Annotated in this window: 25 protein-coding genes; 11 read left to right on the forward strand and 14 right to left on the reverse strand. The window is 71.2% G+C overall.

The window, feature by feature from the left end:
* The first annotated feature begins 202 nt into the window (after positions 1–202).
* The 5 genes from rpmB to A6035_RS11085 all read left to right on the forward strand — a co-directional run bounded on the left by rpmB (position 203) and on the right by A6035_RS11085 (position 2283).
* Entirely contained in the window at positions 203–439 is a 237-nt protein-coding gene (rpmB, locus tag A6035_RS11065) for a 50S ribosomal protein L28 (RefSeq protein WP_007632788.1), read from the forward strand.
* Between the two features lies 1 nt (position 440).
* Complete coding sequence (rpmG, locus tag A6035_RS11070; protein ID WP_007632789.1) at positions 441–605, forward strand: 50S ribosomal protein L33; 165 nt, start codon at positions 441–443, stop codon at positions 603–605.
* A 3-nt stretch (positions 606–608) separates the two neighbouring features.
* A complete protein-coding gene (rpsN, locus tag A6035_RS11075) occupies positions 609–914 on the forward strand; it encodes a 30S ribosomal protein S14 (protein ID WP_007632790.1) in 306 nt (101 codons plus the stop codon).
* A gap of 10 nt (positions 915–924) precedes the next feature.
* Entirely contained in the window at positions 925–1182 is a 258-nt protein-coding gene (gene rpsR, locus A6035_RS11080; protein WP_007632792.1) for a 30S ribosomal protein S18, read from the forward strand.
* 162 nt (positions 1183–1344) lie between these two features.
* Complete coding sequence (locus A6035_RS11085) at positions 1345–2283, forward strand: AEC family transporter (RefSeq protein WP_108847830.1); 939 nt, start codon at positions 1345–1347, stop codon at positions 2281–2283.
* 82 nt (positions 2284–2365) lie between these two features.
* Here the strand turns inward: A6035_RS11085 and A6035_RS11090 are convergent, their stop codons facing one another.
* The 9 genes from A6035_RS11090 to A6035_RS11130 all read right to left on the reverse strand — a co-directional run bounded on the left by A6035_RS11090 (position 2366) and on the right by A6035_RS11130 (position 12605).
* On the reverse strand, positions 2366–3040 hold the full coding sequence (locus tag A6035_RS11090) for a CPBP family intramembrane glutamic endopeptidase (RefSeq protein WP_108847831.1): 675 nt from the start codon (positions 3038–3040) through the stop codon (positions 2366–2368).
* 116 nt (positions 3041–3156) lie between these two features.
* Entirely contained in the window at positions 3157–3840 is a 684-nt protein-coding gene (locus tag A6035_RS11095) for a 3-oxoacid CoA-transferase subunit B (protein WP_108847832.1), read from the reverse strand.
* Positions 3840–4616 carry a CoA transferase subunit A gene (locus A6035_RS11100; protein WP_108847833.1) on the reverse strand — a complete coding sequence of 259 codons (777 nt, stop codon included), beginning with the start codon at positions 4614–4616 and terminating at the stop codon, positions 3840–3842. The genes A6035_RS11095 and A6035_RS11100 overlap by 1 nt, the downstream gene beginning before the upstream one ends.
* 51 nt (positions 4617–4667) lie before the next feature.
* Positions 4668–6317: an AMP-binding protein gene (locus A6035_RS11105; protein WP_108847834.1), complete on the reverse strand. Its 1650-nt coding sequence runs from the start codon at positions 6315–6317 to the stop codon at positions 4668–4670.
* 86 nt (positions 6318–6403) lie between these two features.
* The gene (locus A6035_RS11110) at positions 6404–7267 is read right to left on the reverse strand and encodes an HpcH/HpaI aldolase/citrate lyase family protein (protein WP_108847835.1); all 864 of its coding nucleotides are present in this window, start codon (positions 7265–7267) and stop codon (positions 6404–6406) included.
* Entirely contained in the window at positions 7264–7800 is a 537-nt protein-coding gene (locus tag A6035_RS11115) for a MaoC family dehydratase (RefSeq protein WP_200836442.1), read from the reverse strand. The genes A6035_RS11110 and A6035_RS11115 overlap by 4 nt, the downstream gene beginning before the upstream one ends.
* Positions 7797–8942 carry an acyl-CoA dehydrogenase family protein gene (locus A6035_RS11120; protein ID WP_108847836.1) on the reverse strand — a complete coding sequence of 382 codons (1146 nt, stop codon included), beginning with the start codon at positions 8940–8942 and terminating at the stop codon, positions 7797–7799. The genes A6035_RS11115 and A6035_RS11120 overlap by 4 nt, the downstream gene beginning before the upstream one ends.
* Positions 8935–11022: an acetyl/propionyl/methylcrotonyl-CoA carboxylase subunit alpha gene (locus A6035_RS11125; RefSeq protein WP_108847837.1), complete on the reverse strand. Its 2088-nt coding sequence runs from the start codon at positions 11020–11022 to the stop codon at positions 8935–8937. Before A6035_RS11125 ends, A6035_RS11120 begins: the two co-directional genes overlap by 8 nt.
* An 8-nt stretch (positions 11023–11030) precedes the next feature.
* Positions 11031–12605, reverse strand: coding sequence for a carboxyl transferase domain-containing protein (locus A6035_RS11130; protein WP_108847838.1), 1575 nt, complete (start codon positions 12603–12605; stop codon positions 11031–11033).
* 586 nt (positions 12606–13191) lie between these two features.
* Here A6035_RS11130 and A6035_RS11135 point away from each other — a divergent pair.
* Positions 13192–13482, forward strand: coding sequence for a DUF1540 domain-containing protein (locus tag A6035_RS11135; RefSeq protein WP_007629396.1), 291 nt, complete (start codon positions 13192–13194; stop codon positions 13480–13482).
* Between the two features lie 31 nt (positions 13483–13513).
* Here the strand turns inward: A6035_RS11135 and A6035_RS11140 are convergent, their stop codons facing one another.
* Positions 13514–14191: a hypothetical protein gene (locus tag A6035_RS11140; protein ID WP_108849239.1), complete on the reverse strand. Its 678-nt coding sequence runs from the start codon at positions 14189–14191 to the stop codon at positions 13514–13516.
* Between the two features lie 147 nt (positions 14192–14338).
* Between A6035_RS11140 and A6035_RS11145 the strand changes: the two genes are divergently transcribed.
* From A6035_RS11145 to A6035_RS11160, 4 genes are all read left to right on the forward strand, one after another.
* Entirely contained in the window at positions 14339–15805 is a 1467-nt protein-coding gene (locus A6035_RS11145) for an amidase (protein WP_108847839.1), read from the forward strand.
* Positions 15806–15986: 181 nt separating this feature from the next.
* Positions 15987–16436, forward strand: coding sequence for a GntR family transcriptional regulator (locus A6035_RS11150; protein ID WP_108847840.1), 450 nt, complete (start codon positions 15987–15989; stop codon positions 16434–16436).
* Positions 16433–17428, forward strand: a complete 996-nt coding sequence (locus A6035_RS11155; RefSeq protein WP_108847841.1) for an ATP-binding cassette domain-containing protein — start codon at positions 16433–16435, stop codon at positions 17426–17428. Before A6035_RS11150 ends, A6035_RS11155 begins: the two co-directional genes overlap by 4 nt.
* Positions 17425–18201 (forward strand): hypothetical protein, encoded by a 777-nt coding sequence (locus A6035_RS11160; RefSeq protein WP_108847842.1) that lies wholly within the window; start codon positions 17425–17427, stop codon positions 18199–18201. Before A6035_RS11155 ends, A6035_RS11160 begins: the two co-directional genes overlap by 4 nt.
* A gap of 32 nt (positions 18202–18233) precedes the next feature.
* Here A6035_RS11160 and A6035_RS11165 read toward each other — a convergent pair whose 3' ends face one another.
* Positions 18234–18701, reverse strand: coding sequence for an Lrp/AsnC family transcriptional regulator (locus A6035_RS11165; protein WP_108847843.1), 468 nt, complete (start codon positions 18699–18701; stop codon positions 18234–18236).
* 167 nt (positions 18702–18868) lie between these two features.
* Between A6035_RS11165 and A6035_RS11170 the strand changes: the two genes are divergently transcribed.
* Positions 18869–22501, forward strand: a complete 3633-nt coding sequence (locus A6035_RS11170; RefSeq protein WP_108849240.1) for an indolepyruvate ferredoxin oxidoreductase family protein — start codon at positions 18869–18871, stop codon at positions 22499–22501.
* A 174-nt stretch (positions 22502–22675) separates the two neighbouring features.
* Here A6035_RS11170 and A6035_RS11175 read toward each other — a convergent pair whose 3' ends face one another.
* From A6035_RS11175 to purN, 3 genes are read right to left on the reverse strand one after another with little or no spacing between them, the layout of a single operon-like run.
* Positions 22676–23308 carry a TetR/AcrR family transcriptional regulator gene (locus A6035_RS11175; protein ID WP_108847844.1) on the reverse strand — a complete coding sequence of 211 codons (633 nt, stop codon included), beginning with the start codon at positions 23306–23308 and terminating at the stop codon, positions 22676–22678.
* Position 23309: 1 nt separating this feature from the next.
* Positions 23310–24866, reverse strand: a complete 1557-nt coding sequence (gene purH / locus A6035_RS11180; protein WP_108847845.1) for a bifunctional phosphoribosylaminoimidazolecarboxamide formyltransferase/IMP cyclohydrolase — start codon at positions 24864–24866, stop codon at positions 23310–23312.
* The gene (gene purN, locus A6035_RS11185) at positions 24863–25492 is read right to left on the reverse strand and encodes a phosphoribosylglycinamide formyltransferase (protein ID WP_200836479.1); all 630 of its coding nucleotides are present in this window, start codon (positions 25490–25492) and stop codon (positions 24863–24865) included. The genes purH and purN overlap by 4 nt, the downstream gene beginning before the upstream one ends.
* Between the last annotated feature and the right edge of the window lie 28 nt (positions 25493–25520).

The raw sequence follows: 25520 nt of genomic DNA on the forward strand, positions 1-25520 counted from the left end.
AGCGCCGAATGCGGCGCTGACGTGCCGATTACCGTTTCACGCGGTCGGACCGTAAACTAGACCATCGCTGTTGTCTGCACGTTTGCTATCGCCTCTCACGGTGTTCGCGACGTGGCGGTACGCCCCCGCACGGTCCAGGCCGTGTCGGGACGCGGACCCCGCCGCGCGCCACCTATGGACGGGGCGGAAGGAGAACCACGCCATGTCGGCGCATTGCCAGGTAACGGGACGGAAGCCGGGTTTCGGCAAGTCCGTCTCGCACTCACACCGCAGGACCAACCGTCGCTGGAACCCGAACATCCAGCGTCGTAGCTACTTCCTGCCCTCGGAGGGTCGTCGCGTCACGCTGACCGTCTCGACCAAGGGCATCAAGACCATCGACCGCGATGGCATCGAGGCCGTCGTGGCCCGCATCCGTGCCCGTGGGGAGAAGATCTGAGATGGCCCGTAACGACATCCGCCCCATCATCAAGCTGAAGTCCACGGCCGGTACCGGGTACACCTACGTGACCCGCAAGAACCGTCGCAACAACCCGGACCGCATCGTCCTCAAGAAGTTCGACCCGGTCGTCCGTAAGCACGTCGAATTCCGAGAGGAGCGCTGACCCGTGGCCAAGAAGTCCAAGATCGCGCGCAACGAGCAGCGCAAGGCCAAGGTCGCCCGGTTCGCCGAGCGCCGCGCCGAGCTCAAGGCAATCATCAAGAACCCGGAGACCACGGACGAGGCCCGTCTCGAGGCCCAGACCGCTCTCAACAAGATGCCGCGTGACGCCTCGCCCGTGCGGGTGCGCAACCGCGACGTCGCCGACGGCCGCCCCCGCGGCTACATCCGCAAGTTCGGCCTCTCCCGCGTCCGCATGCGCGAGATGGCCCACCGGGGCGAGCTCCCCGGTGTCACGAAGTCGAGCTGGTGAGTAGGTAACCATGGCTAAAGCACGTAGCACCCCGTCCAAGAAGATCCGTGCCCAGGAGGGCCGTCGACCCAAGAAGAACCCGCTGAAGGTCGCGGGTATCGAGACGGTCGACTACAAGGACGTCAACACCCTCCGCACGTTCATCTCCGACCGCGGCAAGATCCGTTCGCGCCGCGTCACCGGCCTCACGCCGCAGCAGCAGCGTCAGGTCGCCGTGGCGGTCAAGAACGCCCGCGAGATGGCCCTGCTGCCGTTCACCAGCCGCTGAGTCACCGCTCGGCGCGGTCGAACCGAACCGCCCGTCCCGCCCGCGGCGTCTAGCCGCCGACCGGACAACAGCAACCCGATCGGGGTCGTGTCTCCTCTTCGAGTAGGAGTGCACGACCCCGATCGGCGTTACCGCCCCTCTCCCTGATCCAGGAGTCCGCCAGTGGCCGGCGTCCTCAACGGCTTCGCCGTCATCGTCGCGCTCGTCGCGCTGGGCTGGCTGCTCGCCCGGACCCTCGTCCTCGGCACGGACGCGCGCCTGGTGCTCAACCGACTCGTCTTCTTCGTGGCGACGCCGGCGCTGTTGTTCGACTCCCTCGCCCGCACCACTCTCGACCAGGTCTTCACCGGCGTGTTCGTGGTGTCCGCGGTGTCGGCGATCATCATCGCCGTCCTCTATATGGCGATCGCCCGGCTCTGGCTGAGACGCCCGGCCGCCGACCTGGTGGTGGGCGCGCTGTCCGCCGGCTACGTCAACTCGGCAAACCTCGGCATCCCGATCGCCCTGTACGTCCTCGGCGACCTGGGCTTCGTCATGCCGCTGCTTCTCTTCCAGGTGGTGGTCCTCCAGCCCGTCGCCATCGCGGTGCTGGAGCGGGCCGCGCGCGCGGAGGGCGCGGACAGCGGAGGCGGCGCCCTGGGCTCTCTCCTACAGTCGGTGCGGACGCCCATCGTCTTGGCCGCGCTCGCCGGCGTCGTCGTCGCCGCGCTGCCCTGGACGCCGTCCGATTCCCTACTCGAGCCGGTGCACCTCGTCGGCCAGATCTCGGTACCCGGCGCGCTCCTGGTGTTCGGGATGTCGCTCTACGGCGTCAAGGTGCTCGAGGCCGGCGCCTCCCCGCGCCGGGAGATCTTCCTCGCGAGCGCGCTCAAGCTCATCGCCCACCCGGTGCTGGCGTACGCGATCGGCGCCTGGATGCTGGGCATGCGCGATCACGAACTCCTCACCGTCGTCGTCGCGGCCGCGCTGCCCACCGCACAGAACGTGCTGGTGGTGGCCACCCGCTACGGCCACGGGACACTGCTGGCCCGCGACTCCGCGGTGCTCACGACCCTCGGCGCCCTGCCCGTCCTGCTGCTGGTCTCCGCGCTCCTGGCCTGACGGCCCCCGCCGCGACCAGGGGCTTCCGGCGCGGCCAGCGGAACCAGGCGGAACCGCTCGACCATGCGCGACCAGGCGGGCGTCAGCCGGCGCCGGCCGCGGCCAGCACCCCGGCGAACACGATCGCGTTGTTCACGCCGTGCAGCACCATCCCGGGCACGATCGAGCGGTACCACTCCGCCATCGCGCACAGGGAGATCCCCACGACGAGCAGGTACGGCAGCGCGGGCGGCACCATGTGCACGACCGCGAAGACCGCCCCGGCGAGCGTGATGCCGGCGCCGGCCCGCAGCCTCGCGCGCACGGCGGGCAGCACGACGCCGCGGAACACGACCTCCTCCGCGGCGGGCACCAGTACGGCCACGGTGAGCAGCCCGAGCACCGCGAACACCGGCCCGCCGGCGATGACGTCGGCGATCGCCTCGCCGCCGGGATCATCCGGCTCGTCGGGCCCGGCGCCGAGCGGGAGGAGTACGAGCATCGACGCGGCGACGCCGGCGGCCATCACCGCGGGGATCTGCCACGCCAGGTGCCACGGCGAGCGGTCCGGCCGCCGCAGGCCCACGTCCGCCCAGCCGAGGCCGCGTCGCCGCAGGAGGTGGACCCACACCGCGCCGAGCGCGGCCACCGCGGTTCCGGCCAGGACGACAAGCACGAGGGTCGCGGGCTCGGGGCGGCCGGCGCCCGCCGTCCGCACGGCGAGGAGTCCGAGGATGACGACGACGAGGGCCACCACGTACCCGAGGACCCACGCCAACGCCGACAGCGCCGCCCGGCCGCGGACCGGTGTGGTCCACAGTCCGGGGGCGCTGTGGCCGCGTGGGGCACGTCCGGGCGGGGGCCCTGTGTGCGGTGGCCGGTGCGGTGGCGTCGTCACTTCAGGTGGTCGGCCACCCGGAACGGGGCGTCTGTGGCGGCGGTGATCTGCTCGAGGGTCACGCCGTCGACCAGTTCGATGAGCGTGAGCCCGTCGGCGTCGCGGTCGAAGACGCCGAGCTCGGTGATGATCCGGTCGACGCAGCCCAAGCCGGTGAGCGGGAGGGTGATCTCGGAGACGATCTTCGACGAGCCGTTCTTGGCGACCTGGTCCATGACCACGACGATGCGGCGCGCGCCCACCACGAGGTCCATCGCGCCACCCATCCCCTTGACCATCGCCCCGGGCACCATCCAGTTCGCGATGTCTCCGGCCGGGTTGACCTCCATCGCCCCGAGGATCGCGACGTCGATCTTGCCGGAGCGGATCATGCCGAAGCTCGTCGCGGAGTCGAAGATCGCCGACCCGGGCAGGGTCGTCACGGTCTCCTTGCCGGCGTTGATGAGATCCGGGTCGACGTGGTCGGGGTGCGGGTACGGCCCGATGCCCAGCAGACCGTTCTCGGACTGCAGGGTCACGGTCACCCCCTCGGGCACGTAGTTGGGCACCAGGGTCGGCAGGCCGATCCCGAGGTTGACGTACTGGCCGTCCTCCAGCTCCAGGGCCGCGCGGGCGGCCATGGCCTTGCGGTCCCGGCCCAGCCGGGCGGGGGTGGACTCCGGCGTGGCGGAGGTGCTCATCAGCGCTGTCCTTCCGAGGGCGGGTTGGTGGTCATCTTCTCGATCCACTTGGTCTGCGCGACCTGCTCCGTGGTCAGCTCGACCAGCCGGTGAACGAAGATCCCGGGCAGGTGGATGTCGTCGGGCGCGAGCTCGCCGACCTCGACGACCTCCTCGGCCTCGACGATGCACACGCGCCCGGCCATCGCGGCCAGCGGCGAGAAGTTGCGGGCGGTGAGGTTGAACCGGAGGTTGCCGCTGCGATCGGCCACCGCGGCCCGCACCAGCGAGTAGTCCGCCTCGATCGCCTGCTCGAGCACGTACGTCTCGCCGCGGATCTCGCGGGTCTCCTTGGGCGGGGAGGCCACCGCCACGCCGCCGGTCGAGTCGTACTTCCACGGCATGCCGCCGTCGGCGACGAACGTGCCCACGCCAGTGCGTGTATAGAACGCCCCGATCCCCGAACCCCCGGCCCGCATCCGCTCGGCCAACGTGCCCTGCGGGGTGAGCTCCACCTCGAGCTCCCCGGACAGGTACTGCCGGGCGAACTCCTTGTTCTCCCCCACGTAGGAGGAGACGATGCGCCGCAGTTTGCCGGTCTCCAGCAGGATCCCCAGACCCTTGCCGTCGACGCCGGCATTGTTGGAGAACACCTCGAAGTCCCCCACGTCGCGCGCGGCGAGCGCCTCGATCACGATCTGCGGGATCCCGCAGAGGCCGAACCCGCCGGCGGCGATCGACGCCCCGTCGGGGATGTCCGCGACAGCCTCCGCCGCGGTCATGAGTTTGCTGGACATTCACGCACTCCTTGGGTTGGACGGGCCATGTCTTGGCGGGCGGGCGAGCCGTCAGGCGATGCCGAGGATCTCGACGGCGGTCTTGCGCATGTCGACCTTGCGGACCTTGCCGGTGACGGTCATCGGGAACTCGTCCACGACGTGGACGTACTTCGGGATCTTGTGCCGGGCGAGCTTGCCGGTGGCGAACTCGCGGACCTCGTCGGCGGTGAGGTCGTCGCGGCCCGGCTTGAGCCGGACCCACGCCATGAGTTCCTCGCCGTACTTGGCGTCGGGCACACCGATCACCTGGGCGTCGAGGATGTCCGGGTGGGTGTAGAGGAACTCCTCCACCTCACGCGGGTAGATGTTCTCGCCGCCCCGGATCACCATGTCCTTGATGCGGCCGGTGATCTTCACGTACCCGTCGGCGTCCATCTCCCCGATGTCGCCGGTGTGCATCCACCCCGCCTCGTCGATGGCCTCGGCCGTCTTGTCGGGCTGTTCCCAGTACCCGAGCATGACGCTGTAGCCCCGGGTGCAGAACTCGCCGGCCTCCCCGCGCGGCAGGGTCTCCCCGGTCGAGGGGTCGATGATCTTGATCTCCAAGTGCGGGCCGACCCGGCCCACGGTGGACACGCGCCGGTCGAGCGAGTCGTCGGCGCGGGTCTGCGTGGACACCGGCGAGGTCTCGGTCATGCCGTAGCAGATCGACACCTCGTCCATGTTCATCCGGTCGATCACCTGGCGCATGGTGGCCTCCGGGCACGGCGAGCCCGCCATGATGCCGGTGCGCAGTGTGGACAGGTCGTAGGAGTCGAAGTCCTCGAGCGCGAGCTCGGCGATGAACATCGTCGGCACGCCGTACAGGCTCGTGCACTTCTCCTGCTCGACCGCCTTCAGCGAGGCGACCGGGTCGAACGCGGGGGCCGGGATGACCATGCACGACCCGTGGGTGGTGCACGCGAGGTTGCCCATCACCATGCCGAAGCAGTGGTAGAAGGGCACCGGGATGCACACCCGGTCGACCTCGGAGTAGCTGATGAGCTCACCGACGAAGTACCCGTTGTTGAGGATGTTCGAGTGCGAGAGCGTCGCACCCTTGGGGAACCCCGTGGTGCCGGAGGTGTACTGGATGTTGATCGGGTCGTGGTTCGTGAGCCCCGCCCGGATCTCCGCGAGGACGTCGGCGTCGGTGGGCCCGGAGACCATCGACTCCCACTCCTCGTCGCCGAAGAGCACCACCAGCTCGAGGTCCGGGCAGTTCGGCTGCACCTGCGCGAGCATCCCGGTGTAGTCCGAGTCCTTGAACTGCGGGGCCGCGATGACCGCCTTGATCGCGGCCTGGCCCAGGACGAACTCGAGCTCGTGGACGCGGTAGGACGGGTTGATGTTGACCAGCACGGCGCCGATCTCGGCGGTGGCGTACTGGACCATCACCCACTCCCACCGGTTGGGCGACCAGATCCCCACCCGGTCGCCGGCGCGGATCCCGAGACGGTGCAGGCCCGAGGCGAGCCGGCGCACGTCGGCGAGGAACTCGCTGTAGGTCCAGCGCCGGCCGGCCTGCACGTCGACGAGCGCGTCGCGGTCACCGAACTCCTCGACGGTCGCCGCGAGGTTCTCGGGGATCGTCTGGGTGAGGAGAGGGACGTCGGTCTCCCCGCGCGTGTGCGACAGCGCGGGGCCGAGGGGGGTGGCATCGAGATCGGTGGTGGTCATCTCGCTACTCCTTGAGGGTGGGGCCGGGCGGCCCGCGAAGAGGGAACTGCGGTGTCAGGTGGCGGCGGTATCAGGTGGCGGCGGTATCAGGTGGCGGCCGAGGCCCGACGCATCGTCGCCTCGGCCTGGCGGAAGACGGGACCGTCGACCATGCGACCGTCCAGCCGGAACACGCCCTGGTTGTGCTCCGCGGCGGCGAGTACCTTCCGGGCCCAGGCCACCTCGTCGTCGTCGGGCGCGTAGGCCTGCCGCACCACCGCCACCTGGGACGGATGGATGCAGGCGGTACCCACGAACCCCAGCGCCACGGCGTCGAGAGCCTCGGCGCGCTGACCGGCCTCGTCGGCGATGTCCAGGTGGACGGAGTCCACCGCCCACCGACCGAACGCGGCCGCGGCGAGCGCTACCCGCGCGCGGGCGTGACGCGGCACGTCGCGGTACTCGCCCGCCACGCGGGGGCCGCCCGCCTCGGCGGTCGAGAAGCGGCTCGTCGAGCCGCCCATCGCGGCGAGCAGGTCCTCGGCGCCCCACATCATCCCGGTGCACCCGGGCGCGGAGGCGATCTCCTCGGCGCGGACCACGCCGAGCGGCGTCTCCACGAGCGCGAGGACCGCCGCCCCGGTCGCGGTGTGGACGTCGGTCACCTGCGCGGCCGACTCGCTCTTGGCGAGCATGATGCAGCGGTACCCGGTCTCCGCGACGGCCTCGAGGTCGGCCGCGTGATCCTCGGTCCCCACCGGGTTGACGCGGACGATCGTGCGCTCCGGGTCCAGCGACGAGGCGCGCAGCGCGTCCCGGGCCGCGGGGCGGTCGGCCGGCGCGACGGCGTCCTCGAGGTCGAGGATCACCACGTCCGCCCGGTCGGCGGCCTTGCCGTAGCGCTCCGGCCGATCGGCCGGGCAGAACAGCAGCGCGGGCCCGGGCGGGATCCAGGTCGGGGCGGGGGTCATGCCGTCCCCTCCCCCGCCGGGCGCTTGCGCACGAGGGTCTTGCGGACCGCGCGCGCCACGATGTCGCCGTGCTGATTGCGGCCGATGTGCTCGAGCGTGACGATGCCTTCGCCCGGCCGCGACTTCGACTCGCGCTTGTCCGTGCAGACGGTCTCCGCGTACAGCGTGTCGCCGTGCAGCACCGGCTTGGGGAAGCTCACCTCGGAGAAACCGAGGTTCGCCACGATCGTGCCCTGCGTGAGCTGCGCGACCGACAGACCGACCAGCGTGGACAGCGTGTGCATGGAGTTCATGAGCCGCTCCCCGCCGAAGCCGGGCTGCTCCGCCGCCCACGCCGCGTCCAGGTGCAGGGCCTGCGTGTTCATCGTCAGCGTGGTGAACAGGACGTTGTCCGCCTCGGTCATCGTGCGGCCCGGGCGGTGCAGATAGGCGGTGCCCACCTCGTACTCCTCGAACCACAGGCCGCGCTGGACGACTTCCTTGCGCTCCGGTCGCTGCGCCGCGTCGGCGCCCCCGTCCTGCCGCGCGCTCACAACCCGAGCCCCCGGGCGATCAGCATGAGCTGCACCTCGGTGGTGCCCTCGCCGATCTCGAGGATCTTCGAGTCGCGGTAGTGCCGCGCCACCGGGTACTCGTTCATGAAGCCGTAGCCGCCGTGAATCTGCGTGGCGTCGCGCGCGTTGTCCATGGCCGCCTCCGAGGCGATCATCTTGGCGATGGCGGCCTCCTTCTTGAAGGGCTTGCCGGCCAGCATGAGGCGCGCGGCGTCGTGGTAGGCGCAGCGGGCCGTGTGGGCGCGGGCCTCCATGCGGGCGATCTTGAACGAGATGGCCTGGAACTCGCCGATCTTGCGGCCCATCGACTCGCGCTCACGCGCGTATTTCACCGACTCGTCGACGCAGCCCTGCGCGGCGCCCGTGGCCACGGCGGCGATCGCGATGCGGCCCTCGTCGAGGATCGACAGGAAGTTCGCGTACCCGCGCCCCTCCTCGCCCAGCAGGTTCTCCACCGGCACGCGGGCGTCGGCGAACGTCAGCGGGTGCGTGTCCGAGGAGTTCCAGCCGACCTTGTCGTAGGCCGGCTCGGCGGTGAAGCCGGGGGTGTCGGCCGGGACGATGATCGTCGAGATGGCCTTCTTGCCGTTGTCGCGGACGCTGGTCACCGCGGTCACCGTGACCAGCGACGTGATGTCGGTGCCCGAGTTGGTGATGAACTGCTTGTTGCCGTTGATCACCCACTCGTCGCCGTCCCGCTTGGCGGTGGTCTTGGTGGCACCGGCGTCCGATCCCGCGCCGGGCTCGGTGAGGCCGAAGCCGGCCAGCTTCCGGCCGGCGGCCAGGTCGGGCAGCCACTTCTCACGCTGCTCGTCGGTGCCGAAGTGGTAGATGGGCATGGCACCCAGGCCCACGCCGGCCTCGAGGGTCATGGCGGTCGACTGGTCGACCCGGCCCAGCTCCTCCAGCGCCAGCGCGAGCGCGAAGTAGTCGCCGCCCATCCCGCCGAACTCCTCGGGGAACGGCAGGCCGAACAGGCCCATCTCGCCCATCTGGGTCACGACCTCGTACGGGAAGGTGTGGTTGCGGTCGTGTTCGGCGGAGGCCGGGGCGACCACCTTGTCGGCGAAGTCGGCGACCGTCGACTTGAGGTCCGCGTAGTGCTCTTCCAACTCAGGCATCGCCTGCTCCTTCGGATTCGTCAGTGGAGGGGTGGGGCTCGACGGTCGCGAGCAGGTGGTCGGCGGGCACCTGCTCGCCGGTGGTGACATGCACCCGGACCACGCCGTCGATCGGCGCGGTGAGCGAGTGCTCCATCTTCATGGCCTCGACGGCCAGGATGTTCTGCCCGGCCGTGACCTCGTCGCCGTCGGAGGCGAAGCAGGCAATGACCGAGCCGGGCATGGGGCTGAGGATCTGGCCGTCCGCCGCGCCGCCGTCGTGGATCCGCGAGTCGATGAGCGGCAGCAGCCGCAGGTCCCACGTGCCGCCGTCGCCGGCCACCCAGAACGTGTCCGACGCCTTCGGGTCGCGCGAGCGCACGACGGTCCACCGCTGCTGCGTGCCGTCGACCGTCAGCCTCAGGGAGGCGCCGTCCCGCGCGACCCGGGCGTGATGACGGGCCGCGACCGTCGGCTCCTCGGTGGATCCGATGGTCGCGTCGGTGATGGTCACCTCGGCGTCGTCAGGCGTGCCCTTCAGGCCCACGGTGACGGCCTCGGAGCCGGCCCCGGGATCGAGCCGTGTCCACACCTCGGCGCGACCGCCGATCCGCCAGCCGTTGGGCACGTCCCACGGCCCGCGGCGTCGCGCGGGGACCCGGGCCCACCGCTCCTCGGTCCGGTGCATCGCCACGGCGACCAGCGCTCCCTCGGGCGCCGGGGTGGCGACGTAGTCGTCGACCGACCGGTCGAGCAGGCCCGTGTCGAGGTCGCCCGCGATCACCTCGGGGCGGGAGAGCAGGAAGCGGCAGAAATCGACGTTCGTCCGCAGGCCCAGCACGTGGGTGCCGGCCAGCGCGGCGTCGAGCCGGGCCAGCGCCTCGGCCCGGTCGGCGCCGTGGGCGATGACCTTCCCGAGCATGGGGTCGTAGTCACTGCCGACGACCGTGCCGACCCTCAGTCCGGAGTCCACGCGGATCCCGTCCCCGGACGGCTCCTCGAGGCCGAGCACCGTGCCGCCGGTGGGCAGGAAGCCCTTCGCCGGGTCCTCGGCGTACACACGCGCCTCGATCGCGTGGCCGGTGAGGGTGATGTCGGACTGGCGCAGCGTGAGCTCCTCGCCCGCGGCGATGCGCACCTGCCAGTCGACGAGGTCCACACCGGTGACCATCTCGGTGACCGGGTGCTCGACCTGGAGGCGGGTGTTCATCTCCATGAAGAAGAACTCGTCCGGGGCATGGGCCGAGACGATGAACTCCACCGTGCCCGCGCCCACGTAGCCCACCGACCGGGCGGCGTCGCACGCGGCCTGACCGATCCGCTCGCGGGTCGCCTCGTCGAGCAGCGCGCTGGGCGCCTCCTCGATGACCTTCTGGTGGCGGCGCTGCAGCGAGCACTCGCGCTCACCCAGGTGGATGACGTTGCCGTGGGTGTCCGCAAGGACCTGCACCTCGATGTGGCGCGGGGTGTCGACGAACCGCTCGAGGAACAGGGTGTCGTCGCCGAACGCGCCCGCGGACTCCCGCCGGGCGGACTCGAGCGCGGCCGGCAGCTCGGCGGGATCGGCGACGCGGCGCATCCCCTTACCGCCTCCACCCGCAGAGGGCTTGACGAGGACCGGGTACCCGACCTCCTCCGCGCCCGCGATGAGCTCGTCGTCGGTCAGTCCGGGCCTGGAGATCCCCGGCACGGTGGGCACGTCACGCTCGGACACCGCCGCCTTGGCGGTGATCTTGTCACCCATGGTCTCGATCGCCGACGCCGGCGGCCCGATGAAGATCAGGTCCGCCTCGTCGAGCGCGCGCGCGAACCGCGCGTTCTCCGACAGGAAGCCGTACCCCGGGTGCACCGCCTGCGCGCCGGTGCGGCGGCAGGCGTCGATGACCTTGTCGATGTCGAGGTAGGACTGTGTGGCCTGCGCCGGTCCCAGGCGGACCGCGGCGTCGGCCATGCGCACGTGCAGCGCGTCGGCGTCGGCATCGGAGTAGACGGCGACCGAACGGATCCCGGCCGCCCGCAGCGAGCGGATCACGCGGCACGCGATCTCACCCCGGTTGGCCACCATGACGGTGTGGAGTTTCTGTGACAGTTTCTCTGACATGGCGCTGCTCACATCCTGAAGACGCCGTTGTTGACCGGCTCGAGGGGGGAGTTGGCCGCGGCCGCGAGGGCCAGGCCGAGGACGGTACGGGTGTCGGCGGGGTCGATGATCCCGTCGTCCCACAGGCGGGCCGTCGAGTAGTACGCCGTCGACTGCTCGTCGAACTGCTCACGGATCGGGGCCGTGAACTCGGCCTGCTGCTCGTCCGTCCACTCCCCTCCCGCCTTGGTCACCTGCGCGGCGCGCACCGAGGCGAGGGTGTCCGCCGCCTGCGGGCCGCCCATCACGGCGATGCGCGCGTTGGGCCACATCCACAGGAAGCGCGGCGAGTAGGCGCGGCCGCACATCGAGTAGTTGCCGGCGCCGAACGACCCGCCGACGACGACGGTGAACTTGGGCACCCGGGCACACGCGACCGCGGTGACCATCTTGGCGCCGTTCTTGGCGATGCCCCCGGCCTCGTACTGTCGGCCCACCATGAAGCCCGTGATGTTCTGCAGGAACACCAGGGGAATCTTGCGGCGGTCGCACAGTTCGATGAAGTGCGCGCCCTTGAGCGCGGACTCGGAGAAGATGACGCCGTTGTTGCCGATGATCCCCACCGGGTGCCCGTGGATGTGGGCGAACGCGGTGACCATCGACGTGCCGTAGTTCTCCTTGAACTCCGTGTACTCGCCGCCGTCGACGATCGTGCCGATGATGTCGCGCACGTCGTACGGCTTGCGGGAGTCGACGGGGACGAGGTCGTAGAGGTCGCTCTGGGGGCGCGCGGGCTCGCGGGGCTCGAGCACCTCCCAGTCCGGCTCGGGGGCCGGCGGGCACGTGGCGACGATCTCGCGGACCTTCATCAGCGCGTCGTAGTCGTCGTCGGCCAGGTGGTCCACGACGCCCGATGTCTTGGCGTGCAGGTCGCCGCCGCCGAGCTCCTCGGCCGTGACCTCCTCGCCCGTCGCGGCCTTCACCAGCGGTGGTCCCGCGAGGAAGATCGTGCCCTGGTTGCGGACGATGACGGCCTCGTCGCTCATCGCCGGCACGTAGGCGCCACCCGCGGTGCACGAGCCCATGACCGCGGCGATCTGCGGGATGCCCTTGGCCGACATGGTCGCCTGGTTGTAGAAGATCCGGCCGAAGTGGTCGCGGTCCGGGAAGACCTCGTCCTGCTGCAGCAGCATCGCCCCGCCCGAGTCGACGAGGTAGATGCACGGCAGGTTGTTGGCCAGCGCCACCTCCTGGCCGCGCAGGTGCTTCTTGACGGTCATCGGGTAGTAGGTGCCGCCGGAGACCGTGGCGTCGTTGGCGATGATCAGGCACTCACGGCCCGAGACCCGCCCGATCCCGGCGACGACGCCCGCAGCGGGCGCCTTGCCGCCGTACATCTCCTCGGCGGCCAGCGGCGAGAGCTCGAGGAACGGGCTGCCCGGGTCGAGCAGGACGTCCACGCGCTGGCGGGCGAGGAGCTTGCCCCGCTCGAGATGGCGCGCGCGGGCCTTCTCCCCGCCGCCCTGCGCGGCCCGCTCGAGGCGCTCGCGGAGGTCGGCGAGCAGTTCCTCGTGGGCCTGGCGATTGGTGGTCGCGGAAGTCATCAGCGCCGCTCCCTTTCAGTTAAGTCGGATTAACTGAAAACGACGATAGTGCCGCGGCTCACAAATGTCCAGAGCCGGCGGCGGCCGTTCCGGAACACCCGGCCGGCCGCCGGGACAGCTGCGCGCCGCCGATGCAGACCCAGTCGCGCGCAGCCAACCCGGACGCAGCCGCGCGCCGCCGGCACAGACCCAGCGGCGCCGCCAGCTCGGATATAGCCGCGCGCGGCCATGACGTCTCGCGCGCCCCGATGCGCGGGCGGGGCGCCATGCCTAGGGGCGGCGATGGCTCGGCCGTGCATCCGCAGGGGCGAGACGCCATGCGCGGGAGCGGACACACCCGTGGCGGCGCCCCCGGCCGGGCGGCGGCGAGTTCCGGACGGGCCAAGAGGGGCGGACCTGCCGCAGGACGAACCCGGACAGAGCGATCGCGGAATGCCGTGAAAACATGCCATCGGGCGCATACGTGCAGGTAGAGAGTTTAGGCTTGCCTGACTTAGCACAGCCTCAACTTGCTTGCAAGCCCGCGCCGTTCGGTGTTGACTCTGAGGCATACCACCCAGCCACAGCCACACGAGGAGCGATCGTCATGGCCACTCTCACCGGAATCAGCACCTGCACAGTCACCGCGTGCTCGTTCAACAGCGACCAGAGCTGCAACGCGGGGGCGATCACCGTGGCGGGCGCCCCCGACCACGCCGAGTGCGGCACCTTCATCTCGCTGGATGTCCGCGGCGGCCTGCCCACCGCGAGCGCTCACGTGGGCGCCTGCCAGCGGGTCGAGTGCACCTACAACAAGGACCTGCTCTGCTCCGCGGAGTCGGTCAAGATCGGCGCCGGCGCCGACACCGCCGACTGCCTCACCTACACCCCGGCCTGATCGGCGCAATGCCGCGCCGGCAGATCGCCTCTCAGCTGGCGCGGGCCACGTACTGACCCATCTCGCGGACGACGTCGTTGACGCATTCCGCCCGGGTCACGAACGGCAGGTGGATGACATCGGCATCGGTGCCGAGGGCGGTCAGCAGATGCAGACCGTCGGCATCGACGCCCAACACATACGGCGGCTGAGCCGGGTCCCCGGACCCGGCCAGCACCGCCAGGTCGGAGCCGAAGCGCGCCCGGATCTCGTCCGCGAGACCGGGCGTCTCGCATGCCAGGGGGTCCGACGGGACCGCGTCCAGATGGGTCGCGTCGACCGTCCCCTCATGCCCCAGCCGGCGCACGTTGACCTCCCCGAGTTCGATCTCGATCTCGACAATCCACCCCTCGCCCTGACGGGCGGCGCGCGCCACCCCGAACCCGTAGAGGCTCGCCACATGGACCTTGGCCTCGACGATCGGGGCGAACTCGTCGATCATTACCACGACCTCGACCGAGTCGCCGGGCGCGACCATCAGGCCGGACCAGGGCGCCGGGGCCCCGGTGACGACGATCGTCCCCTCGCCGACCCAGCGGTGCCCCGCCGAGACCATGACGTCCGAGCGATTTTTGGTGCCCCGAACGGCGATGGTGGCGACGCCCGATCCGTCGAGAAGACGACGCGCGCCCGTGGTGACCGGATTCGACACGATCGGGTGCGCTGTCATCGATGAGACCTCCAGATTCGGATCCTGATGCGAGTACCGCATTAGGTGACCCTTGCCTTAGTTAGCTCCTCCTAAGATCCACGGCCGCGCAGGATCTGTCAAGAGGTGGACCCGATTTACCAGTCCGCATCGCCCTACAGTGGGGGCGTGACTGACGCCACAGACACGGCCGATGCTGCAGCCGACCCGTCCGTCGGCCCACGGCGGCTGCACGCCTTCCGCGACGACGCGCTCGGATACGACGACGCCACGGCCTTGGCCGAGCGGGTGCGCAGGCGCGAGGTCTCGCCCACCGAACTCCTCGGGGCGGCGATCGATCGCTGCGCAGCGGTGGACCCCGCGCTCGGCGCTCTCGTCCACACCGACTTCGACCGCGCCCGCGCGCGGGCCGCCTGGCACGATTCCTCGGAGTTGTCCGCCCCGCTGGCCGGCGTCCCGAGCGCGTTCAAGGACGCCGTCCGGGTGGCCGGTTCGCCCATGCGGATGGGCTCGCTCGCGGTGCCCGCCACCCCGGCCCTGCGGGACGGCCCCTACGCGCCGCTGTTCCGCGCGACGGGACTCAACCCGATCGGGACCACCGCGATGCCACCGTTCGGCTGGACCGCCGCCACCGAGAGACAGGGCGGGCTGGTCACCCGGAACCCCTGGAACACCGGCCGGACCAGCGGCGGCTCCTCGGGCGGGTCCTCGGCCCTCGTCGCCGCCGGCGCGCTGCCGATCGCCCACGCCAACGACGGCGGCGGATCGATCCGCATCCCCGCCGCGGTCACCGGGCTCGTCGGATTCAAACCGAGCCGGGGCCGGCACCCCGACGAGTCGTTCTCTGCCTCCATGCCCATCAAGCTCATCTCGCAGTCGGTCGTGACGCGGTCGGTGCGGGACACAGTCGCCTTCCTCACGGCATTCGAATCCGCGTATCGCCCGGTCGGCGTCCCGCCCATCGGCCACGTCCGCCGCGCGCCACGGCGCCGCCTGCGAATCGGGATGGTCGAGACGAGCCCCGCCGGCGGGCCGACCGACGCCGCAGGCCTCGCGGTTCTGCGGCAGACCGCCGAGAGACTGTCCGCACTCGGGCACGAGATCAAGCCCGTGGCCGCGCCCGTCGCCGCGTCGTTCCGCGACGACTTCATCGCCTACTGGGGACTGCTCGCGATGAGTACGGCGGCGGGCGGGAAGCGCCTGTTTGATCCGCACTTCGCCCACGACCGGCTCGACCCGTTCACCCTCGGACTAGCCGGGATGGCCAGACGGAACCTGCCGACCCTGCCCCTCCGGCTCGCGCGGCTGGCCAGAGTCCGCCGCCAGTTCGACGCGCACTTCGGCGATGTCGACATCTACCTCAACCCGGTGGTGGCGCACGAGACCCCGGAGGTCGGGTACCTCGACGCCGATCAGCCGTTCGAGACCCACCTCGAGCGGGTCTCCGACTGGGTCACCTTCACCCCGCTGCAGAACGTCGCCGGCTCCCCCGCCGTGTCGCTGCCCGCGGGCCGTGCACCGGACGGCATGCCGGTCGGCGTGCACCTCTCGGCACGCCGCGGGCAGGACCGCGTCCTCCTCGAAGTGGCCTCCGAGTACGAGGCGGCCCACCCCTTCGCTCGAATCTGGGACTGACGGCCCCGCCCCGCGGCCGCAGCCGCACCCTCGAGGCCACACGCGCCTCCGCGGCCGCAGCCGCGCCCGCCATACCCGCACCCGCCCCCCGCACCGACGGCCAAAGCGACCATTGACGTCCCCGCAGGTCAAATGGTCCACTAGTTGAGTAACTAACCCACCAACCCGAGGGGACGCCCAGGTGGACGACGGCAGACCGCTCTTCGTGCAGATCGCCGAACAGATCGAATCGTCGATCCTGGACGGCTCTCTCACCGAGGGCGAGCGTGCGCCGTCCACGAACGAGCTCGCCGCCTTCCACCGCATCAACCCGGCGACGGCCGCCAAGGGGATCAATCTCCTGGTCGACCGCGGCGTCCTGACCAAGCGCCGCGGACTCGGCATGTTCGTCACGCCCGGGGCCCGCGAACTCCTGCACGCGGAACGACGACAGCGGTTCACCGACGACGTGGTGGCCGCGATGGTCACCGAAGGCCGCGCGATCGGGCTGGACGTCGAGGACATCGTCGACATGGTCCGCGCCGCTTACCCGCGCACCGCCACGCACCCGCGCTCCGACACGTACCCGCACTCCGACACGTTCCCGCGCTCCGCCGCACACCCCAGCCCACCCAAGGAGAGGGCGCAATGACCAACGCCATCGACATCACCCATCTCTCGCGCCACCACCGCGACGCCACAGCCCTCGACGACGTGACCGTCTCGTTCGAGGCGGGAGTCATCCACGGCCTGCTGGGACGCAACGGCGCCGGCAAGACCTCGCTCATGTCGATCGCCTCCGGCCAGGACTGGCCGAGCACGGGCGACGTCCGGGTGTTCGGCCTGCGTCCCCACGAGAACGAGCAGGTGCTCCCCCGCATCTGCTTCGTCCGCGAGGACCAGCGCTATATCGAGGACTCCTTCGCCCGACACGCGTTCAAGGCCGCGGCGATGGCCTACCCCCACTGGGACGCCGACCTCGCCGAGCGCCTCGCCGAGGACTTCCAGGTCCCCGCCCGGACGCGGATCAAGAAGATGTCGCGCGGCCAGCGCTCCGCCGTGGCGGTGATCCTGGGGATCGCCTCGCGCGCGGACGTGACCTTCTTCGACGAGCCGTACATGGGCCTCGACGCGGTCGCCCGCCAGTTGTTCTACGACCGTCTCCTGCAGGACTACACCGAGTATCCCCGCACGCTCATCCTGTCCACGCACCTCATCGACGAGCTCGCCCACCTGCTCGAGAACGTCGTGGTGATCGACCGGGGCCGGATTCTGCTCGACGAGCCCGTCGAGTCGCTACGGGGGCGGGCGGTCACGCTGGTCGGCCCCGCCGACGCCGTGCTCTCGCTGGCGGGATCGCGGCGGGTGCTCCACTCCGAGTCCATGGGGCGGACCCTCCGGGCGACCGTCCTGCGCGCCCCGGGCCAGACCGAGGACCCCTTCGAGGAACAGCGCGCGCGGGCTGACGGCGTCGAGGTCCTGCCCGTCTCGCTCCAGCAGCTGATCGTCCACCTGACGTCGGCGGGCGCCTCGTCGTCGTCGTCCTCGTCGCCGTCTTCACCGTCACCACCGCCACCGACCGGACCGGGACCCGACGCCCCGGCCGTCACCACCACCGGACCCAGCTCGGAGGTCTCGTCATGATGTCCGCCACCGCCGAGGCCGCGGCCTCCACCGGCACCACCACGCCGTCCGCGACCTCCTCGCGGATCCTGTCCGCGTTCCGACTCCAGTTCATCGTGCGCAGCAACTTCGTCGTGGTGCCCATGATGGTGTTTCTGTTGTCGTGGGCGGTGTCCGTGGGCATCACGTTCTGGATCGCCGCGATCGCCGACGGCCGCACAGCAGGCGAACCGATGTACAGCGGAGCCGCCCAGTCCGCGATCTGGACGCTGGGATTCATGGCCGCCTACACGGTCACCCAGACCATGCCGTTCGCCATGGCGTTGAGCTTCAGCCGTCGCACGTTCGTCCTCGGTGCCTACCTGGCGTTCGCGGCGGTGTCGGCGGCGTTCGGCGTCGCCTTCATGGCCGGGGCCGCGATCGAGCGGGCCACGGACGGGTTCGGCATCCACGCCTACCAGTTCGACCTGCCGTTCATGACCGGCAGTCACGGCCTGGCGGGGGCGGGCCTGCTGGCCGGGACGCTGACCCTCGCCGTGATGCTGGTGGGTTTCCTCGCGGCCGCGGCGTTCCGGCGTCTGTCGCTGATCGGTTTCTGGACCGTGGCGATCGCCGTCGTCGCCGGGCTCGCCGTCGCACTGCTGCTGATCGTGCAGAACGTCGGCTGGCCGCGGATCGCCGAGTGGTTCGGCGCGCAGACCGCCCTCAGCGGGAGCGCCTACCTGACGATCATCGCCGTGCTCGCCAGCGTTCTGGCCTACCTCGTCCTGCGACGGGACACCCCGGCAGGCTGAGCGTGGCGGGCGGGCCCCGCGCGCCATGCCGCTCAGTCGCCGAGGAGCTGCGTGGCGCGCGGCCCCACGCGCTGACGCAGGATCACCTCGGTGCGCGTGCGGAGCACCCCCGGGGTGGAGATGATCGCGCTGAACACCTCCTCGAGGTGCGCGTGGTCACGCGCCACCACGCGGCAGACGAGGTCGAACTCCCCCGCCACGCTCATCACCTCGAGCACCTCGCGGACCTCCGCCAGGCCCGCGCACGTCGCCTCGAGCTCCGCCTGCGCCAGCTGGATGTGGACCAACGCGCCGAGCGGGTAGCCGAGGGCTGCCGGGTCCAGCCGGGGCGCCCAGGAGGCGAGGACGCCGCGGGCCTCCAGCTTGTCGAGCCGTGCCTGCGCGGTGCCCCGGGCCACCCCGAGCCGTCGGGAGAACTCGCGGACGCCGACCCGGGGGTCGGCCATGACCACCCGGAGGAGGCGTCGGTCCGTATCGTCCAACTGGGGTGCGTGTTCCATGTGTCCACGGTAGACGACGACGAGAGGGCAACTGGCCCAGTTAGTTCAGGAACCGACGCTTCCGGTTGTGCAGAGTGTGCGCCCGATCGATGACCGCGTGACGCGCCTCACATTCCGTCCTAGCCTGAGGGGGAGACCCACGACGTCACACAGGCCAGGTGTTGATCATGACCTCTCTTCTCGGCCCCTCGAGCGGCACCCACGACGACCTCCCCCGGTTCGGGCGGGCGGACGCCGGATCGTTCTCCCTCTCCGACCGCTACACGCGCGAGAGCGGCACCATCTACCTGACGGGTATCCAGGCGCTCGTCCGGACGGTCCGCGACCGCGCCCGGCTGGACCGGCGCCAGAACCTGCTCACCGCGAGCCTGGTGAGCGGCTACGAGGGATCCCCTCTCGCCGGCTACGACCTCGAGCTGGCCCGGCGTGCGGAGTTCCTCGACCCGTTCGACATCGTGCACCGTCCGGCCCTCAACGAGGAGGCCGGCGCGACGGCGGTGATGGGCTCGCAACTGGCACGCCGCACCGGCACCCTGCGCGCGACCGCCCACACCCGCGGCGCCCCGCTGCAGGGCGTGGTGGGCTACTGGTACGGCAAGGCGCCGGGCCTGGACCGCGCCACCGACGCCTTACGGCACGCCAACCTTATCGGCACCGATCCGAACGGGGGCGCCGTGGTGATGGTGGGCGACGACCCCGGGGCCAAGTCCTCGACCGTGCCGTGCGCGTCGGAGCTCGCTCTCGCCGACCTCTACATGCCCACCCTGTACCCGGCCGATTCGCAGGACGTCCTCGACTTCGGCGTGCACGCGGCGATCCTCTCCCGCGTCTCCGGGCTCTGGTCGGCGCTGAAGATCTCCGCGCACGTGGCGGACGCCTCGTCGACCGCGCTCGTGGACCCCGACCGGATCCTGCCCGTCTACGGCGATCTCGGCACCAGTCCGCACGTGCCCTCCGGGCACCTCCTCGGCTCGAACCTCATGGAGCTCGAGCAGAACCAGCTCACCATCCGCCTCCCCCGCGCCCTGGAGTACGCCCGCCTCAACCGGCTCAACCGGATCGTGCAGTCGACCGCCGACGACCGGATCGGGATCGTCGCGGCCGGCAAGACGTACCTCGACGTGCGGGAGTCGCTTCGCCGTCTCGGGATCGGCGACGACGAGCTGGGCCGACAGGGGATCCGGATCCTCAAGCTGGGGATGATCTACCCGCTCGAACGCACGATCCTCGACGAGTTCATGTCCGGGCTCGACGAGGTGATCGTCGTGGAGGAGAAGCGCGACTTCATCGAGACCATGATCCGTGACATCCAGTTCCGCAAGCCCGGGGTGGCCAACGTCGTCGGCAAGGCCCACGAGGACGGGTCGACGCTGTTCAGCCGCTTCGGCGAACTCGATGTGGACTCGGTGACTCGCGGCCTCGCGCAGCGGCTCGGCACCGTCCACGGGATCGCCTCCGCCAGCGCCTGGCTCGACGGCCCGGGGCGCGTCCGCACCCGCATCGCGCTGCCGCTCGCGGCCTCGCGCACCCCGTACTTCTGTTCGGGATGCCCGCACAACAGCTCGACCAAGGTCGCGGACGGGACTCTCGTCGGCGGCGGGATCGGCTGCCACGCGATGGTGCTCATGATGGACGAGCAGCAGGTCGGCCACGTCACCGGCGTCACCCAGATGGGCGGCGAGGGGATCCAGTGGACGGGGATGGCGCCGTTCCTCGACGAGCGGCACATGGTGCAGAACGTCGGCGATGGCACCTTCATGCACTCCGGGTCACTCGCGCTGCGGGCGGCGGTGGCCTCCGGGGACAACATCACCTACAAGCTGCTCTACAACGGCACGGTCGCCATGACCGGCGGCCAGGACCCGGTCGGCGAGATGAGCCTGCCCGAGATCGTGCGCCTGCTGCAGGCGGAGAAGGTCGCGAAGATCGTCGTCACCACCGACGACGTCAAGGCGACCCGGGCCCGCGGCCTGCCGCGCGGCGTGGAGGTCCGCGACCGCACGGAGACCCTCGAGGTCCAGCAGGAGCTCGCCGCCGTGCCCGGTGTGACGGTGCTGGTCCACGACCAGTACTGCGCCGCGGAGAAGCGCCGCCACCGCAAGCGCGGCGACTACCCCACGCCGGATCAACGCGTGGTGATCAACGAGCGCATCTGCGAGGGGTGCGGCGACTGCGGCAGGAAGTCCAACTGCCTGTCCGTGCACCCGGTCGACACCGAGTTCGGGCGCAAGACGCAGATCGACCAGTCGACGTGCAACCTCGACTTCTCGTGTCTGCAGGGTGACTGTCCCGCCTTCGTGACCGTCGTGCCCGGGGCCCGCACCGAGCGGGTGGCCACCGCGCCGTCCCTGGACGCGGCGGAGCTGCCCGAACCCGAGCGCGCAGACATCGACGCGGAGCGCGGATTCTCGCTGCGGCTGACGGGCATCGGCGGGACCGGGATCGTCACCGTCTCGGCGGTGCTGGCCACCGCGGCCGTGCTCGACGGCAACTCGGCCAGGACCCTCGACATGACCGGCCTCGCGCAGAAGGGCGGCGCGGTCGTCTCCGACGTCCGCGTCTCGCGGACGCCCGTGGAGCAGCCCCCCAAGATCGGCGCGGGAGACTGCGACCTCTACCTGTGTTGCGACGGGCTCGTGGGTGCCGACGACAAGCACCTCAAGGTCGCCCACCCCGATCGCACGACGGCGGTCGTGTCCACCACGCGGATCCCCACCGGGAAGATGGTGATCGACACCTCCGAGCACTACCCCGCCACGTCGGACATCCAGGCCGCCATCGACCGGGCCTCCGCACGCGGCATCTACCTGAACCCGGGCGAGCTCACGGAGAAGCTCTTCGGATCCACGCAGACGGCCAACATGTTCATGGTGGGCGCGGCGTACCAGAGCGGTGCCCTGCCCATCTCGGCCGGGTCGATCGAGCGCGCCGTCGAGCTCAACGGCGTCGCGGTCGAATCGAACCTCCAGGCGTTCCGCCGGGGCCGGCAGGCCGTCGCGGACCCGCAGGCCCTGTCCGCGCTGCTCGACACGCTCCACCGCCCGGCGACCGCGGCCACCTCCGGGACGCACCAGCCCTCCCCCGCGGCCGGGCGGGTGCTCGCCGGACTCGGCGCGGAGGCCTCGGACGAGCTGCGTGCCGTGGTGACCCGGCGGGTCGACGAGCTCGTCGCCTACCAGGACGAGGCGTACGCCGCCGACTACGTCCGGCGGGTGGAGGCGGTGCGCGACGCCGAGTCCCTACAGGACGGGTCACTGCAGGACGGCACCGCGGCCGGTTCGGCGTCCGAGCCGCTCGCCCTGGCGGTGGCGCGGAACCTGTTCAAGCTGATGGCCTTCAAAGACGAGTACGAGGTCGCCCGCCTGGCGATCGATCCGGAATTCGCCGCACAGCTGGACGAGGACTGGGGCGAGGGGGCGGTGGCCAGGCTGCAGCTCCACCCGCCGGCGCTGCGGGCACTGGGGATGAAGAAGAAGATCTCGCTCGGTCCGAAGGCCATGCCGGCGATGCGGGCACTGGCCCGGATGAAGCGCGTGCGCGGCACCCCGCTGGACGTCTTCGGCTACGCGGGCGTCCGCCGGGTCGAGCGGGAGCTGCTGGACGAGTACCGCACCCTGGTCGACGAGCTCGTGGACGACCTGCGGCGAGCCGGCCCCGCGGGCCGGGACGCGACCTGGCGCGGCACCGCGGTGGCGCTGGCCGAGCTACCGGACATGGTCCGCGGCTACGAGGAGGTCAAACTGGCGAACGTCGAGCGCTACCGCGAGGAGCTGGCCCGCCTCCGGGCCGCCCTGGGCTGACGCCCGACCCGCCGCCGCGCCCCACCCCGCTCGGAAATCCGCTACTCCCGCTCCGGATCCGCTACCCCTATGGGAGCAGCGGATCCGGACGGAGGGTAGCGGATTTCGGCGTTGGGTCGGTCCGCAGCCCGCCGGCTCGGCGTCGGGTCGGTCCGCGGCCCGGCGGCCCCGCGGTCACGACCGCAGGGCCGCCGACGCCATCGTGGTGAGGACGGCGCGCAGGTCGGCCTCGGCCATCGCCGGCAGGCGCGGGCTCGAGTTGAGCAGACCGAACACCGCGTGGACGTGCGCGCGCGCCTGCGTGGAGGTCAACTCGGGCCGCAGGCGCACGAGGGCGTCGACCCACAGTTCGGCGTACTCGCGCTGCAGGGTCCGCACCTCGTGCCTGGGCGCGGCCGGGAGCGATCCGAGGTCGCGGAACTGGACGCTGATGAGGTCGGGCTCGGTGGCCACGAAGTCGACGTGGACGGCGAGCAGGGCGTCGAGCACCCGGTCCGGGTCGCCGCCGCGCTCCACCGCTGCGCGACCGCCGTCGCGCAGCCGCCGGGAGATGTCGAGCAGCATCTCGGCGAGCACGTCCTCCTTGGAGGAGAAGTAGCGGTACATGCCGGGACCGGAGATTCCCACCTCGGCACCGATGTCGTCGAGGCGCACGGCGTGGAATCCGCGGCGGGCCATGAGCCGGGCGGCGGCCGCGAGGATCTCGCCCCGCCGCCGCGCCTTGGCACGGGCGCGCGGGGTCAGCGGGGCCGCACCGGTTACCCCGCCTTCGTCCACCCCGCTGCCGCCGGCGCCGGACCCCGCCATCTCAGTGGAAGAAGTGCCGGGCACCGGTGAAGTACATGGTGATGCCGGCCTTCTCGGCCGCCTCGATCACCTCGGCGTCGCGCACGGAGCCGCCGGGCTGGACCACCGCGCGGACACCGGCCTCGGCGAGCACCTCGAGACCGTCGGCGAAGGGGAAGAAGGCGTCGGAGGCGGCGACCGCCCCGGTGACCCGCTCCCCCGCCCGCTGCACGGCGAGCCGGGCCGAGTCGACGCGGTTGACCTGCCCCATCCCCACGCCGACGGTGGCGCCGGAGTGGGCGAGCAGGATGGCGTTGGACTTGACCGCGCGGCAGGCGCGCCACGCGAACAGCAGGTCGCGGAGGGTCTGCTCGTCGGCGTCGTCGCCGCAGGCCTTGGTCCAGCCGGCCACGACGTCGCCGTCGGCATCGAGGGCGTCGCGCTGCTGCACGAGTACGCCGCCGGAGATCTGCTTGCGCTCGACCTCCTCACCGGCGGGCGGCTGCGCTTCGAGGATGCGGATGTTCTTCTTGCGCTGGAGGATCTCCACGGCGCCGTCGGCGTAGGACGGGGCGATGATGACCTCGGTGAAGATCTCGGCGACCTGCTCGGCCATCTCGACGGTGACCTCGCGGTTCGCCGCGATGACGCCGCCGAACGCGCTGACGGGGTCGCACTCGTGGGCGGCGCGATGGGCGGCGGCGATGTCGGCGTCGATCGCGATGCCGCACGGGTTGGCGTGCTTGATGATCGCGACGCACGGCTCGGCGTGGTCGAAGGCCGAGCGCCAGGCGGCGTCACCGTCGACGTAGTTGTTGTAGCTCATCTCCTTGCCGTGCAGCTGCCGGGCCTGGGCGAGCCCGGGCGCGGCCGCGGCGTCGGTGTAGAGGGCGGCGCTCTGGTGCGGGTTCTCGCCGTAGCGCAGCGTGGCCACGAGGTCGAGGCTCTGGCCCTGCCAGACCGGGTAGCCCTCGTCGCCGGCGGACGTCTGTTCGGTCATCCACGTGGCCACGGCGACGTCGTAGGCGCCGGTGTGGCGGAAGGCGGCGGCGGCGAGGCGGCGGCGCTGGTCGAGGGTGAACCCACCCGCGGCGACGGCCTCCAGCGCGTCGCCGTATTCGGCCGGTTCCACCAGGACCGCGACGGAGGGATGGTTCTTGGCCGCCGCGCGGACCATGGAGGGGCCGCCGATGTCGATCTGCTCGACGCAGGCGTCGTAGTCGGCGCCGGAGGCGACGGTGTCGGTGAAGGGATAGAGATTGACGACGACGAGCTCGAACGGCTGCACGTCGAGGTCGGCGATCTGCTCCAGGTGCTCGGGCTTGCGGGTGTCGGCCAGGATGCCGGCGTGGACCCGCGGGTGCAGGGTTTTGACCCGACCCTCGAGGCATTCCGGGAACCCGGTCAGCGCGTCGACGGGCGTCACGGCGATCCCGGCGTCGGAGATGCGCTGGGCGGTCGAGCCGGTGGAGACGATCTCGACCCCGGCGTCGGCGAGCCCCCGGGCGAGTTCTTCCAGCCCGGTCTTGTCGTAGACGCTGATGAGGGCACGGCGGACGGGCCTGCGGGAGTCGGTCACTTCAGGTGCACCTTTCGACCTTCGATGTGGAGTCGGCCGCGGGCGGCGGCCGCGAGGACGTCGACGAGCAGTTCGCGCTCGACGACCTTGATGCGTTCGTGGAGGGTGGGCTCGGTGTCGTCGGGGAGGATCTCGACGGCGCGCTGGGCGATCACCGGGCCGGTGTCGACCCCGGCGTCGACCAGGTGGACCGTGCAGCCGGTGACCCGCACCCCGTAGGCGAGCGCGTCGCGGACGGCGTGCGCGCCCGGGAACGACGGCAGCAGCGCGGGGTGGGTGTTGACGACGCGGTCGGCGAAGCGACCCAGGAACTCCGCGCCGAGGATGCGCATGAACCCGGCCGACACGACCCAGTCGGGCGCGAACAGTGCCACGGCCTCGACGAGGGCGAGGTCCCAGGCGGCGCGATCGGGATGGTCACCGGGACGGATGACGGCGGTGGGTATGCCGACGCGGTCGGCGCGGGCCACGGCCTCGCAGTCGCGGTCGGAGACCAGCGCGACGACGCGGTACGGGCAGTCGCCTGCCGCCGCGGCGTCGAGGACGCTCTGGGCGAGGGTGCCGGAGCCGGAGGCCAGCAGCACGATCCCGCAGGACCCGTCGCCGGAGGACTCGGTATCCGCCACCTGCTGCGCTCCCGCCCGTCGATCCGGC

The sequence above is a fragment of the Dietzia lutea genome (assembly GCF_003096075.1).
Lineage (GTDB): Bacteria > Actinomycetota > Actinomycetes > Mycobacteriales > Mycobacteriaceae > Dietzia > Dietzia lutea.